13 protein-coding genes are annotated in these 12,835 nt (G+C 64.6%); 6 read left to right on the forward strand and 7 right to left on the reverse strand.

The window, feature by feature from the left end:
- The first annotated feature begins 79 nt into the window (after positions 1-79).
- From QM615_RS12485 to QM615_RS12505, 5 genes are all read left to right on the forward strand, one after another.
- Positions 80-1,063, forward strand: a complete 984-nt coding sequence (locus tag QM615_RS12485) for a sugar-binding transcriptional regulator (protein ID WP_094638970.1) — start codon at positions 80-82, stop codon at positions 1,061-1,063.
- Between the two features lie 156 nt (positions 1,064-1,219).
- On the forward strand, positions 1,220-2,461 hold the full coding sequence (locus tag QM615_RS12490) for a DUF6745 domain-containing protein (protein ID WP_068054406.1): 1,242 nt from the start codon (positions 1,220-1,222) through the stop codon (positions 2,459-2,461).
- A gap of 35 nt (positions 2,462-2,496) precedes the next feature.
- Positions 2,497-2,952: a DUF8820 family protein gene (locus tag QM615_RS12495; RefSeq protein WP_068054403.1), complete on the forward strand. Its 456-nt coding sequence runs from the start codon at positions 2,497-2,499 to the stop codon at positions 2,950-2,952.
- Between the two features lie 131 nt (positions 2,953-3,083).
- Entirely contained in the window at positions 3,084-4,415 is a 1,332-nt protein-coding gene (locus tag QM615_RS12500; protein WP_283347384.1) for an MCE family protein, read from the forward strand.
- Between the two features lie 69 nt (positions 4,416-4,484).
- Positions 4,485-4,844: an STAS domain-containing protein gene (locus tag QM615_RS12505; RefSeq protein ID WP_068054398.1), complete on the forward strand. Its 360-nt coding sequence runs from the start codon at positions 4,485-4,487 to the stop codon at positions 4,842-4,844.
- Here the strand turns inward: QM615_RS12505 and QM615_RS12510 are convergent.
- Together QM615_RS12510 and QM615_RS12515 are read right to left on the reverse strand one after the other, a co-directional pair.
- A complete protein-coding gene (locus tag QM615_RS12510; RefSeq protein WP_283347385.1) occupies positions 4,821-5,966 on the reverse strand; it encodes a PP2C family protein-serine/threonine phosphatase in 1,146 nt (381 codons plus the stop codon). The two genes, QM615_RS12505 and QM615_RS12510, sit on opposite strands and share 24 nt — an antisense overlap.
- Complete coding sequence (locus QM615_RS12515; RefSeq protein WP_283347386.1) at positions 5,966-6,766, reverse strand: alpha/beta fold hydrolase; 801 nt, start codon at positions 6,764-6,766, stop codon at positions 5,966-5,968. The genes QM615_RS12510 and QM615_RS12515 overlap by 1 nt, the downstream gene beginning before the upstream one ends.
- A gap of 87 nt (positions 6,767-6,853) precedes the next feature.
- Here QM615_RS12515 and QM615_RS12520 point away from each other — a divergent pair, with 87 nt between their 5' ends.
- Positions 6,854-7,906 (forward strand): NAD(P)H-binding protein, encoded by a 1,053-nt coding sequence (locus QM615_RS12520; protein WP_283347387.1) that lies wholly within the window; start codon positions 6,854-6,856, stop codon positions 7,904-7,906.
- Here QM615_RS12520 and QM615_RS12525 read toward each other — a convergent pair.
- The 5 genes from QM615_RS12525 to QM615_RS12545 all read right to left on the reverse strand — a co-directional run bounded on the left by QM615_RS12525 (position 7,885) and on the right by QM615_RS12545 (position 12,709).
- Positions 7,885-9,387: an amidase gene (locus QM615_RS12525; protein WP_283347388.1), complete on the reverse strand. Its 1,503-nt coding sequence runs from the start codon at positions 9,385-9,387 to the stop codon at positions 7,885-7,887. The two genes, QM615_RS12520 and QM615_RS12525, sit on opposite strands and share 22 nt — an antisense overlap.
- Positions 9,388-9,499: 112 nt before the next feature.
- Positions 9,500-9,784 (reverse strand): muconolactone Delta-isomerase, encoded by a 285-nt coding sequence (catC, locus tag QM615_RS12530; protein WP_068054383.1) that lies wholly within the window; start codon positions 9,782-9,784, stop codon positions 9,500-9,502.
- Between the two features lie 5 nt (positions 9,785-9,789).
- Entirely contained in the window at positions 9,790-10,656 is an 867-nt protein-coding gene (gene catA / locus QM615_RS12535) for a catechol 1,2-dioxygenase (protein ID WP_283347389.1), read from the reverse strand.
- Positions 10,657-10,679: 23 nt separating this feature from the next.
- A complete protein-coding gene (locus tag QM615_RS12540; RefSeq protein ID WP_283347390.1) occupies positions 10,680-11,783 on the reverse strand; it encodes a mandelate racemase/muconate lactonizing enzyme family protein in 1,104 nt (367 codons plus the stop codon).
- A complete protein-coding gene (locus tag QM615_RS12545; protein WP_068054375.1) occupies positions 11,780-12,709 on the reverse strand; it encodes a LysR family transcriptional regulator in 930 nt (309 codons plus the stop codon). Before QM615_RS12545 ends, QM615_RS12540 begins: the two co-directional genes overlap by 4 nt.
- Between the last annotated feature and the right edge of the window lie 126 nt (positions 12,710-12,835).

Below are 12,835 nucleotides of genomic sequence, written 5' to 3' on the forward strand. Positions count from 1 at the left end.
CTGTTTGCCACGGTAGACGGCCTGCACTGCGTTGCACAGCTGATGCACATATGTGCAAAGCGGTCGTACACTGGCGATGGTGACGGACCAACGCATCGCACCCGAATCGGATCTGCGGACCGGCCATGCCACCCAGGCAGCGCGCCTCTACTACTTCCAGGACATGACGATGGCGGCGATCGGCCGTGAGCTGGGCGTATCTCGTTCGACGGTCTCCCGGCTCATCACGTTCGCGCGGGCATCGGGACTGGTGGAAATCAAGATCTCCACCCCTCTCGGTCAGGCACCACGAATCGAGCGGGCTTTCGCCGATCTGTACGACATTCGTGCACATGTCGTCCCCGTGTCGGAAACCGTCGACGAATTGCAGCGCCTCGACCGCGTCGCCACCTTCGCAGGCCGATTGCTGACGTCGTTCTTCGAGTCGGACATGGTGATGGGCGTCGCGTGGGGAACCACCGTCAGCGCCGTCAGTCGCAAGCTCGCACCCAAACGAACCCACAACTCGACCGTCGTGCAGCTCAACGGCGCAGCGAACACCCGCACCACCGGGGTCTCCTACGCCACCGACATCGTCCGAACTTTCGCCGACGCCTACGGCGCTGTGGCGCAGGGCTTTCCGGTTCCCGCATTCTTCGACTACCCCGAAACCCGCCGACACCTGTGGCGCGAGCGGAGCATCAAGCGAGTACTGGAACTGCAGGACCGGATGAACCTCGCCGTGTTCAGCATCGGCGTCATGAGCAGTGCTGTTCCTAGTCACGTCTACAGCGCCGGCTATCTCGAGCGCGAGGATCGAGCCGAGCTACAGCGCGACGGCGTCGTCGGAGACATTGCCACCGTGTTCCTGCGCTCCGACGGCAGCCACGATCGAATTGCGTTGAACGACAGATCGAGTGGACCGAGCCTGGACCGACTCAAGGTGGTGCCGCGCCGAGTCTGCATCGTCGCCGGGGCGTCCAAACTCGATGCACTCACCGCCGCGCTGCGCGGCGGATTGATCACCGACCTCGTCATCGACGACATCAGCGCGGCCCAGTTGATTCTCCGCTCGCGCGGCTGACCCACGTGAGCGGGTAGGAGTGGAGCCTGCAGGAACGACCAAGAGACACCTCGACCCCTGCTACGAAGTTTCGTGCACGTGTGCCTTGCGCTCATCCCATTCTCGTGTCACTCTTTTCTTCATGACAACCGGAAAGGCGGACACCGCCTCCCTCACGTGAGCGCCGTGCCGATGCCGTCGACATTTCCCCGTCGCGGCACATTCAGTGACAATCCCGAAGATTATGCCGAGAGCATTCGCGCAATCTGCGCGCAGCGCGATCGATGGCTCGCCTACGGCCTGAAGGCCGGCCCCTCCGACAGAACAGCCGCGGAATCGGCTGTGGCACAGCTGTATCGAAGATCGGGGCGTCCTGAGCCGAAATTCGTGTGGGTGGCATCTCCTGCAGCCGCCGCCGAATTCATGACATCTCGACCGATAGCGGACAGCGCAGGTGCAGGCTCCCTCATCGCATCACTGCTGTCGAGTTCACGCCGACGAATGGACCAGCGAATCGATCGACGACAGATCGAATGGCCACAGCAGTACTACTACTCCGACAACAATGCACAGCGTGATCTGCAGGCGCGTATCGATGTCGCACGCCGCTCACCGACAGACGCGGCCCGCGCCGGCATCAGTCCCGATCCGATCATTCGCCGAACCGTGCGAAAGTCTCTGCACACCAGCCTCTTCGACGGAGTGGCCACGGCTGTCCGAACCCTCGCTCCGCACCCCTTCGGCACCGTCAGCTGGTACGGACAACAAGAAGCCCATCGCGTCGCCTACTACGACATCTATCGCTCTTTCGGCCTCATGACGTTCGGGCGCGAGGACAACGAGCTTCTCGACATTCAATCCGCCCTCATCGAGTCGACGGGATGGTGGTGGGCGTTCGACGACATCGCAGTGATGTCCGAACGGCCGACGGCTCTGCACACCGAACCGATTCCCGATCCGGTGCACGGCGAAGTGCGACTGCATCATTCGACCTCCCCCGCGGTCGAGTTCGGCGACGGCAGCGGTGTCCATGTCCTGAACGGGACAGTGATTCCCGCTTGGGTGATCCATGATCCGACGGTCGAACGCATCACCGTCGAACGCAACGTCGAGATCCGGCGAAGCGCCATCGAACGGATCGGCTGGGATTCCTATCTGGACCAGGCCGGTTTACGACTGGTCGACACCGACGACGACCCGGGTAACCCCGGCTGCACCCTGCAACTGTTCGCCACGCCCGCTGGATGGGGCGACGAGGGTCGAATACTGCTTGCCGTCAACGGTTCTCGAGAACGAGACGGGGAGCGCCGACGCTACGGGCTTCGCGTCCCCGGCGCGTTCTCGTCCGCGGTCGATGCCGCGGGCTGGACCTACGGTCTGGCCGGAGCCGATTACGGCCGACTACTCCGCAGAACCTGACCCCACACCCTTACAACACACCCAAGGTGAAAAACATGAACTCGAACATCACGCTGTCCGCACTGACCGACCTCACCGGCCTCGACGTATTCGACTATCTCGACAAGGAGATCTCCGTGCCCGTCATCGACGGCCTGCAAGCCCAGGGCGATCTGATCGTCGTACCGTACGTACTGCTCGACGGCATAGTCGTCCCCACCGAGCAGACCCGTCGCGAGGATGTGCCCTTGACGGGAATCGAATTGTTGCGCAGCGCTGCGGGCGGCAACCCGCACAGCCTGGTCGCCGACGGCGGCATCTGCACGTGGCTCAGTCCCGTCCACGACGTCCGAGGTCTCGCCCTGGGAATTCTGGCCAACTCGCAGACGGCGTACCTCATTCACCCCGAACACGGAGCCACCGGAATCGCTCCGGGTCGATATGTCATCGGCCGTCAGCGTGAAGGCGGACAGGGCGGCTGGTTCCATGCGCCTCAGTTGATCGCCGACTGAGAACTAGTGGCTCACATCACATTGTTACCGAAGTGCTAGGTCCATCTCACAAAGCAATTTTCGGTAGTAAGTGTGACGTTGTGTACCACTAAGGTTCGCGACATGACTGCTGTCGTCGTTGCGACTCATCCATGACCGGCTCCCCCTCACCGGTCCAGAACCGACTCCTCGGAATCGGTCTCGTCGTACTCATCGTCATGTTCGTCGGGTGGAGCGTCACCTCGTACAACAAGACGTTCAAGGACGTCGTGACGGTCTCCCTCGAGACCGATTCCGTCGGTAACGCACTTCCCCGCAACGCAGACGTCAAGGTTCGCGGCATGATCGTCGGCGAAGTGCGATCGGCGACGACGTCCGGTGGCGTCGTGACCTCAGAGTTGGCCATCGAACCGGACATGGCCGAGATGATTCCGTCGAACGCCACCGCGCGACTGCTGCCGAAGACACTGTTCGGCGAGCGATACGTCGCGTTGGAGTTGCCGGACGGTAGGCCCGGGACGCCGATCACCGAGGGCACGGTGTTGAAGCAGGATCGCAGCGGCAACGCCATCGAGGTCGGACAGGTTCTCGACGGCCTGTTGCCGCTGCTCCAGGCCGTGCCGCCGGAGGACCTCTCGAACACCCTCGGTGCGCTGGCGCAGGGTCTGAGCGGTCGCGGCGAGGAACTCGGCCTCACGATCGACCGACTCGAGAACATATTTGCCGGGCTCAACACCGAGCTTCCGGCCATTCAGGAGGACCTGCGCGGACTGGCCGACTTCTCGCAGACCTACGCCGACGCGGCACCCGCACTGATCAACGCGCTCGACAACCTGCGGACCACCGGCAACACCGTCGTCGAGAAGCGCCCGGCACTCGAAACGCTGTACTCCTCGGTCACGTCGGCCTCGGGCACGACTGCTGACTTCCTCGACGCCAACTCCGCCGACATCATCGGACTGGCCGCGAACTCACGCGAGGCGCTCGAGGTGTTCGCCGAGTTCTCCCCGGCTGTCGGCTGCACCGTCGCCCAATTCGCCGAGGGTGCCAGACGCGGCCGAATCGTCACCGGCGTCGGCGACGAGCATCCCGGCATCAACGTCTCGATGCCCTTCGTCAATCCGAAGGGGCGGTACCTGCCGAACCAGGACGAACCGCGACTGTTCGAGCAGAACCGGCCCCCGAGCTGCCCCAGCCCCCTCGACCGTTCGGCGGGCGAATACTTCCCGCAGTACCCGGGCGGCTCCCCCAACGACGGCTCGTACCAGGTGCCGTCGAGAAACCCCGGGCAGCAGGACCTTCCGTCACTTCCGGCTCCGCAGCTCTCCCCCGTACCGGCTTCGTACGCGAACTCGGTCACCGAGCAACAGACCTTGGCCGTCGTCTACGGCGGGGCCACTGGAATCGAGCCCGACGCCGTGCCGTCCTGGACCACGACGGTCGGCGCTCCCGCACTCAGAGGAACGCAGGTCACGTTCAGGTAGGACCTACTGATTGAATGGACCGCAGACCCCGTCGACGAGCGCGTCGGGTAACGATTCAGGAGTACACACATGCCAGCCGATACGAACACCGCCGGATTTTCCATCCAGTCCAGCAACGACGGGCGCGCAGCCGTCATCGCGGTCGCCGGTGAACTCGACGTCACCACGGCCCCCGCGCTGTCGTCCGCGATCGAAGCACAGATTTCGACCACACCGGCTGCCCTGATCGTCGATCTGAGCAAGGTCTCGTTTCTGGCCTCGGCTGCCATGACCGTGCTGGCGTCGACGCAGAAGGACCACGGAGACACCGTTGCCTTCTCGGTCGTCGCCGATGGGCCGACCACCAGCCGCCCGATCAAACTGATGGGTCTCGATCAGGAATTCGCGCTGCACGCCGATCTCGCGTCAGCTCTCGCCGCTCTCGACTGACCCCACTCCCAGCGCCATCACTGCTGCGTCGTCGGCCAAGCCGTCGCCGAAGCTGGTCAGCAGTACCCGTAGGTCCTCGACGATGACTGCAGGCGACGCCGGGGCGTGGGCAGTCGCGAATTCCAACAGCGCGCCCTCGTCGTCGTATCGACCCGTGCCCACCTTGGCCTCGGTGAGGCCGTCGGTGTAGAGCATCAGGGTGTCGCCCGCGCTCAACGTCACGGTGGCAGGCACGAAGCGCGCATGACGCAGAATTCCGACGAGTTGCCCGCCCGTCATGTGGACGTAGTGCGCGCTGCCGTCGGCACGCATCACCAGTGGCGGCGGATGACCGCCACTGGCCATGCACACCTCGAATCCATCGGCCGAACGACTGAGCACCCCGAACACCGCCGTGCAGAACTGCGCGTTGTTCTCGCGGAATTCCTGTCGCAGAACCGAATCCAGATTGTGCAGTACAGCGACCGGGTCGTGGTCGTACACCGCGGCAGCGCGCAGGGTGTACCGCGTCAACGACGTCACGGCTGCAGCCGACGCACCCTTGCCACACACGTCGCCGAGAAAGAATCCCCAGCGATCGTCCGACAGCGGGAACAGATCGTAGAAATCTCCACCCACCTCGTCGCTCGATGCCGCGTGATAGTGCGCGGCAGCGGTCATTCCCGACGGCGGCAGCAGGGCAGGCGGCAGCAGCGACCGCTGCAGTGTCTTGGCCAGCAGCTCTGCTCGCGTCCGGGACTCGAGCAACTCGCGTTCGTAGGTGCGACGGTCCCTGGCGTCGAGCGCGGTGATGCGAATGAGCACCGGCGTGTCCGACTCGTCGGTCTTGACGTTCGCGGTCATGAACACCGGCAGCCGACGTCGATCGGACGTCACGAAATCGAGCGCGATGCCGTCGAGCTGACCGTACATCCGCAGAATCGGACCGAAATGGGTCTCGTAGTGGATGCGGCCACCGGCGGTGAGAAGTTGGGTGAAGTCGGTCCCGATCAGGGCGTCGACCTCGAAGCCGAGCCAGCCCGCCAGCGTCGCGTTCAGCCTCGCGATCCGCATGTCGGGATAGACCGACAGGTAACCGCACGGCGCGTTCTCGTACAGATCCTCGATGTCCAGCTCGTGCATTACGCCGGTCTCACGAAGGCCGCAATCGCCTCGGCGGTCTGTTCGGGTTGGGTGACGTGCGGGCAGTGCCCGTTGGCGTCGAGCGTCTTCAGAGTGCTGCCGGCGATGTGTTCGTGCACGTATCTGCCGACCTGAGGCGGAGCCAACGAATCCCGTGCGCAGTCGACGATCATCGTGGGCAGGGTCACCCCGGCCAGATCGGCGCGATTGTCGGACAGAAAGGTGGTGCGGGCGAACACCCGCGCGCACTCGGGATCGGTTCGGCAGAAGCTCGCGGACCACATGTTCTCGAGATCCGGCCGATCCGGCGCATTGACCACGATCGGTGCCATCGAAGCGGACCAGCCCAGATAGTTGCTGTCCAACGACTCGAGCAGCTCGTCGATGTCCTCGCGGCTGAAACCCCCGCGATAGTCACCGTCGTCGATGTATCGCGGAGACGGCGTCAGGAGAAAGAGCTTGGAGAATCGCTCGGGAGCCGCCTGAACTGCGAGAACGCCCATCATCGACGCCACCGAATGCCCGACGAACGTGACGTCACGGAGGTCGAGTTCCTCGGCGATGTCGATGATGTCGTCGGCGTAGGCCTCCAGCGGCGCGTACTTGTCGGCATCCCAGGCCGCCGGGTCCGACGCTCCTGATCCGACGTGATCGAAGAGCACGACCGAGAAATTCGGGGCCAGGATGTCGGTCACCGAGCGCCACAGCGTCTGGTCACATCCGAAGCCGTGAGCCAACATCACCACGGGACCGTCGGCAGCCCCCACGACCTTGACGTTGTTCCTGATGCGCGCACTCACCCGCACAGTCTGTCACCTGGCTACGACAGCGGGGAGTGAGACTGCCCCGACCGGGTATGGCCTGTACCTACAGAAACGAGAAATCTCATGCGAGTACTGGTCACCGGTGCAACCGGATACATCGGATCCCGGCTGATCCCGGTCCTTCTCGAGCAGGGCCACGAGGTGCACGCGGCCATGCGCGATCCGAGCAAGAAATCTCGCTTCGCCTGGGGCGCGCACGTCACCGCGGTGCACTTCGACCTCGACGATCACGAGACCTTCGACACCGCGACCGAGAATGTCGACGCCGTCGTCTACCTGGTGCACTCGATGGACGAGGGCGACTTCGTCGAGAAGGATCGCCACGCCGCGCAGTCCATGGCCGCCGCCGCCGAGCGCAACGGCCTGCGCCGGATCGTCTACCTCTCCGGCCTCATCCCCGACGACGGCACCCCGCTCTCGGATCATCTGCGCTCTCGCCTGCAGGTCGAGGAGGTGTTCCTCGACAGTTCGGTCGACGCCACCGTGCTGCGCGCGGCGATCATCCTTGGTTCCGGATCGACCTCGTTCGAGTTGGTGCGTCGCATGACCGAGCGTCTACCGCTGACGCCGATTCCGACGTGGATGCGCAGGCAGGTGCAGCCCATCGCCGTAGTCGACGTGGTCGCCATCATCGCCCGCGCCCTCGGCGACACCGCACGCCCGGGAACGTTCGACATCGGTGGAACCGAAACGATGAGCTACCCGGAGCTGCTGCAGGCGTACGGCAGCGTTGCCGGTCTGCGTCGCGCACAGATTCCGGTGCCGCTGTTGCCGACGGGATTGGTGGGGCGCGCCGTCGCCATCATCACCGGCATGCCTCCCGGCACGGTGATCTCGCTGGTCGACAGCCTCACCCACGACATGGTGGTGCGCCGCGGGAACGCGGCAACGGAAGTGTTCGCCGAGCCCGGTACGTCGCTGATGAGCGTCGAGGAGGCACTGCAGCGTTCGATCACCGTGACCGCCGAGGAGGGCACCGATGCCCACGCCGATCCCCAGGCTGCCGCCGACACCGATCCCGAGTGGGCAGGAGGGGTCGTCGACATCGTCGACGGCCAGGTGCGGCAGCGGCCGTCGGGCATCCTCGGAAAGGCTCAGCTGGGGGCTACCCGCTGACCGATATCGGCGTAGTGGTGGGCCCACGGCACGGCTCGTTCCAACTGTCCGGCCAGTTGGACGAGCAATGCTTCGCCGCCCAGCGGAGCGGTGAAGTGCGCACCCATCGGGAGTCCGCTCGGCGTCCAGTGCAGCGGAAGCGACAGCGCCGGGCGGCCGGTGACGTTGGCGAGTTGGGTGTACGGAATCCACGAGATGTTGTCGTCGATCATCTGGTCGACGATGCCGGTGTGCCGAAGCAAACCGGCGGTTCTACTGCGCAACAACAAGTCCGACGCCATTTCCAGTGGCTTCGCGAGGTCGAATGCACCGATCTTCGGCGGTAGCTCGGCAATCGTCGGGGTCAGCAGCAGATCGTAGGTCTCGAAGTACGTGGCCAGAGCCCGCACGTGCACGTGGCGACCTTCCACCGCCTGGAGGTAGTCGACGCCACTGGCGGATCTTCCCAGCGCCGCCATGATCCGGGTGTCCCGCTCGAAAGAATCGTCACCGCAACCGGTTCGACGCTTGACCTCGTCCATCTCGTAGGCCAGATAGGTGAACCAGGCCAGCAGGAACTCGCGATTGAGGCGGGCATCGTCGTACGGCGGGGCGTCGAGAAGTTCGACGGTGTGGCCGAGTTCGGTCAGTGTCTTGGCGGCAGACTCCATCGCAGCGACGGCCTGCGGATCCGGACTCGGATTCACCGACGTCGCCGCGTACATGCCGATTTTTAAGGACTTGGGATCCTGCTCCGTCCGTGACAGGAAGCTCCCGTCCGGCCGGGCGGGCGAGTAACCGGATGTCGCCTCGCCACCGGCCAACACGTCGAGCATCTTGGCGGTGTCGCGTACCGACCTCGACACGACGCCCTGCACTGCCGCTCCGTGCATCGCCTCACCGAACGTCGGTCCCGACGGCACCAGCCCGCGGCCGGGCTTGAGGCCGACGAGCCCGCAGCACGACGACGGAATGCGAATCGAACCGCCACCGTCGCTGGCCCCTGCCACCGGGACGATCCCGGCCGCGACCGCAGCGGCCGATCCGCCCGACGAGCCGCCGGGAGTTCGGCTGGGGTCCCATGGGTTTCGAGCCGGGCCGAAGACGGTCGGCTCGGTGATTCCCTTGGCACCGAACTCCGGGGTGTTGGTTTTGCCGAAGATGACCAGGCCTGCGTCGAGCCAGCGCTGCACCACCGTTGCGTGCTCGGGCATCGGCAGATTCGTCAACGAGCGGGATCCGCTCGCGGTGGGCACCCCGGCGTAGTCCTGAGAGAGATCCTTGATCAGGAACGGCACACCGGCGAACGGCCCGTCGAGCGTTCCCGTCAGTTGCTCGTCCGCCTGCTCCGACATGAGGCGCACGATCGAATTGAGCGACGGGTCGATCGATGTGGTCTGTGCCAGAGCACAATCGAGCAACTCGCGCGGCGTCACCTCACCGTCGGCTACCAGTTTTGCCAGGCCGAGGCCGTCGTACTTGCGATACTCGTCGATACGCATGGCGTCAGCCTAGGTCCCGAGACCGTCGCCGGAGTGCCGAACTCGCAGTTGTGCAGGGATTTCGGCCCAATATCGTGCACAACTGCGAGTTCGACGAGGCGGGAGGTTGATTTCACCCCGCGGCGATGTCCGAAGGGTGCGCGGCGAGCGGAGTCACGTCGATGCTCATGTACGGAAACAGCGGCAGATTCCATAGAATCTCGTGGAGTCGCTCGTTGTCCCGCACATCGAAGATGCTCAGATTCGAGTACTGGCCCACGAGCCGCCAGATGTTCACCCATTCGCCGTCGCGCTGCAACTGCTGCGAGTACGCCTTCTCTCGGGCGAGGGTGTCGGTTCGCACGTCCGCATCGAGATCCTGCGGGAGCGCGACGTCCATCTTCACTGCAAACAGCATGCCGCTCAGGCCTTGTCGAGAACGAAGTCGTAGGTGACTTCCTGTCCGCCGTCGACGTCGTGCGTGTCGAGAATGAGCTCGGGCTTGACCGCACTCGCGACGTCGTCGTCGTTGTGGGCGTCACCGGGAAAATAGAGCTGGGTGGTGATCTGCTGATGGCCTGCTGCGGCGACCTTGAGGTGCAGGTGCGCCGGACGCCACGGATGCCAGCCGGCAGCGGAGATCAGGTTTCCACACGCTCCGTCGGTCGGAATCTGGTACGGCGCCGGCTTCATCGTGTGAATCCAGAACTGTCCCTGATCATCTGCAGTGACCGTGCCGCGCAGGTTCCACTCCGGGATGCCGGGTGCGAACTGCGAATAGAAGCCGTCGGCGTCGGCATGCCAGATCTCGATGACTGCATGGGGCAGCGCGGCACCGTCGACGCCGCGCACCTGCCCCTTGAACAGCAGCGGGGTGCCTTTCTCGCTGTCGCGGGTGGGCAGGATCGCCGCGGAACCGAGTTCGGGTGCATCGGGAACGTAGTAGGGGCCCTCGATGGTGCCCTTGCTGCCCTCGCGGGACTCTCCTGCCACCTCCTCGACGACGTGTTCCACCCATACGTCGAGGAAGAGCGGCCACTCTCCGGTCTGCCCGACGTTGATCAGCCATGCCTTGAGGGCGTTGTACTCGTCGTACGTGACCTTGTGTTCGCGGACGGTGTCATGGATCGCCGAAATGACCTGGCGAGCAAGCAGACTCACGCGCTCGGGTGGGGTGTCGGCAGCGGCTTGCTTGTCGGAGGTGAAGCGCTGGGTGGCGTTCGCGCCGGACGCGGCGGCGGTGGCCACCTCCGCGGACAGATCTGTCGATGCTGCGTGGTCGATACTCATGGTGAAACTCCTCGTTCTCGGGGCTAGGTGTCGATGCGGTAGGTGGAGAGTTTGTGGGGGTCGATGTCGATGCCGTGACCGGAACCGGTGGGGACGGTGAGTTCTCCGTCGCGGATCTCGAGCGGCTCGGTCACCAGGTCGTCGCTCATGTCGAGGAAGTTCGAAAGTTCCCCGGCTCGACGCGACGTCAGGTCGAAGGCGGCACCGAAGGCAACGGTGCAGGCCGAGCCGAGTTGACCGTCGATCTGGTTGCCCATCACCACATCCAGGCCGAGGCCCTCGCACAGGTGATGGATTCGCGTCGAGTCGGTGAACCCCGTGCGGGCGGTCTTGATGCTCACCGCCGTCGCCGATCCCCCGAGGATCTCGCGAGTCACTTCGGCAGGCGTGGTGGCCGATTCGTCTGCGACGAAGGGGACATCGAGTTGCTGCACCAGCCAGCGGCGACCGAGAACATCGTCGGCCGGGCACAGTTCCTCGGCAAGGGTGAGTCCGAGATCGGCCATGTCCTTCATGGCGCGTGCCGATTCTGCAGCAGTCCAGCCGCGATTGCCGTCCACGTACAGTTCGACGCCCTTGCCGAGACCTTCCCTGAGCGCGCGCACGACGGCGGTGTCGAGGGCTACGGGCCGGCGACCGACCTTGATCTTGAACACCTCGATTCCGTAGGTGTCGCGCATTCGAGTCGCCTCGTCGACCATTGCTGCCGGAGTGTCGAATCCGAGCATATGGCTCACCCGCATCCGGTCGGTGTATCCGCCGAGCATCTCGGTGACGGACAGGTCGAGGGTGCGGCCGAGCGCGTCCCAGACGGCCATGTCGATCGCAGCCTTCGCCACCGGGTTGCCCACGGTGCGGGTCAGCCTGGAACGGATCACTTCCCGATCGAGCAGGGTCAGTCCGAGAATCGCTGGGGTGAAGAGGCTTTCGATTACCGCGACGATTCCGCGCTGAGTTTCGCCGTAGGTGAAGGGACGTGGGGGCGCGTCTGCGGTGCCGACGATACCGTCGTCGGTGTGCACTCGAACCAGCACGTGCTCGGCGGCGTGCACCTCTCCGCTGGCGAATTTCAACGGTTTGACATACGGAATGCTGTACGGAATCGCCTCGACTGCAACGATCTTCATAGAACTGCCTTCGGGTCGGGTGATGGAGAAAGCGTGTCGACGCGGGGCAGGACCCCGGCCTCTTCGAGAGCGCCGACCAATGCGTCGACGAGGGCCGACGGTCGGTCGCGATGCCAGGCCAATGCCAGATCTATGGTGCTTGCGCCCGCGATGTCACGGAAGACGACCCCGGTGAGTTGCAGTGCTCGGACGGATTCCGGAACGAGAGCCACCCCGAGCCCGGCAGCGACCAGGGCCAGCAACACGGACGTGTCGGGGGCCTCGTGCTCACGCCGGGGGCTGAAACCCGCTGCGCGGCAACTACGTAGAACTGCCTCGTTGACCACCGAATGCGAGTCCGCGTACATCACGAAGTCCTCGTAGGCGAGGTCTGCTACCTCGAGTGCGGCCTCGGCGGCGTACCGATGGTCGACGGGCACTGCCAGCAAAAGAGATTCGGTGGTGATGGTGCGGATGACCAGATCGTCGCCCGCCACGGGCGGCCGCAGTACCGCCACGTCGAGTTGCTCGGAGCGCAGCCCCTCCACCTGAGCAGGAGTGAGCAGATCCCCGTGGACCTCGAGTGCGAGCCCGGGCAGGCGCTGCTTGATCGCTCTGGCGATCGGCGGCAGCTGATCGAAGGCAGCGGTACCGGTGAAACCGATACGCACCAGCCCGTAGCGCCCCTCGGCGATGCGTCGAACACCGTGGGTGCTTCGCTCGATGTTCTCCAGGTTTCGGACCGTCTCGCGGTAGAAGAACTCGCCCGCAGGCGTCAGGCTGACCTGCCGTGTGGTGCGAGTGAGCAGCGTGACGCCGAGTTCTGCCTCGAGTTGACGAACCGACTGGGAGAGCGCCGGCTGCGCCAGATGCAGGCGCTTGGCGGCCTGACCGAAGTGGCACGTCTCGGCCACCGCCACGAACTGATACAGGTGCCGCAGCTCCACGGTGACTTCCTCTCCGATATCGCGTTCCGAGCCGACGTACTCCTCGGCGTGACCCTGCCCACAGTAAGCCGCACATCCATCGACGGCAAAGACCTATTTCCGGTCGATTGATAAGTGAACGTGATC

This window comes from Rhodococcus sp. IEGM 1341 (assembly GCF_030056895.1).
Taxonomy (GTDB): Bacteria; Actinomycetota; Actinomycetes; order Mycobacteriales; family Mycobacteriaceae; genus Rhodococcoides.

What these genes read in the sequence shown, in the direction of transcription:
- QM615_RS12520 (WP_283347387.1), top strand. Translation starts at nt 6,854, where the DNA reads ATGCGAGTACTGGTCACCGGTGCAACCGGATACATCGGATCCCGGCTG.
- QM615_RS12505 (WP_068054398.1), top strand. Translation starts at nt 4,485, where the DNA reads ATGCCAGCCGATACGAACACCGCCGGATTTTCCATCCAGTCCAGCAAC.
- QM615_RS12540 (WP_283347390.1), bottom strand. Translation starts at nt 11,783, where the DNA reads ATGAAGATCGTTGCAGTCGAGGCGATTCCGTACAGCATTCCGTATGTC.
- QM615_RS12495 (WP_068054403.1), top strand. Translation starts at nt 2,497, where the DNA reads ATGAACTCGAACATCACGCTGTCCGCACTGACCGACCTCACCGGCCTC.
- catC (WP_068054383.1), bottom strand. Translation starts at nt 9,784, where the DNA reads ATGCTGTTTGCAGTGAAGATGGACGTCGCGCTCCCGCAGGATCTCGAT.
- QM615_RS12500 (WP_283347384.1), top strand. Translation starts at nt 3,084, where the DNA reads ATGACCGGCTCCCCCTCACCGGTCCAGAACCGACTCCTCGGAATCGGT.
- catA (WP_283347389.1), bottom strand. Translation starts at nt 10,656, where the DNA reads ATGAGTATCGACCACGCAGCATCGACAGATCTGTCCGCGGAGGTGGCC.
- QM615_RS12525 (WP_283347388.1), bottom strand. Translation starts at nt 9,387, where the DNA reads ATGCGTATCGACGAGTATCGCAAGTACGACGGCCTCGGCCTGGCAAAA.
- QM615_RS12510 (WP_283347385.1), bottom strand. Translation starts at nt 5,966, where the DNA reads ATGCACGAGCTGGACATCGAGGATCTGTACGAGAACGCGCCGTGCGGT.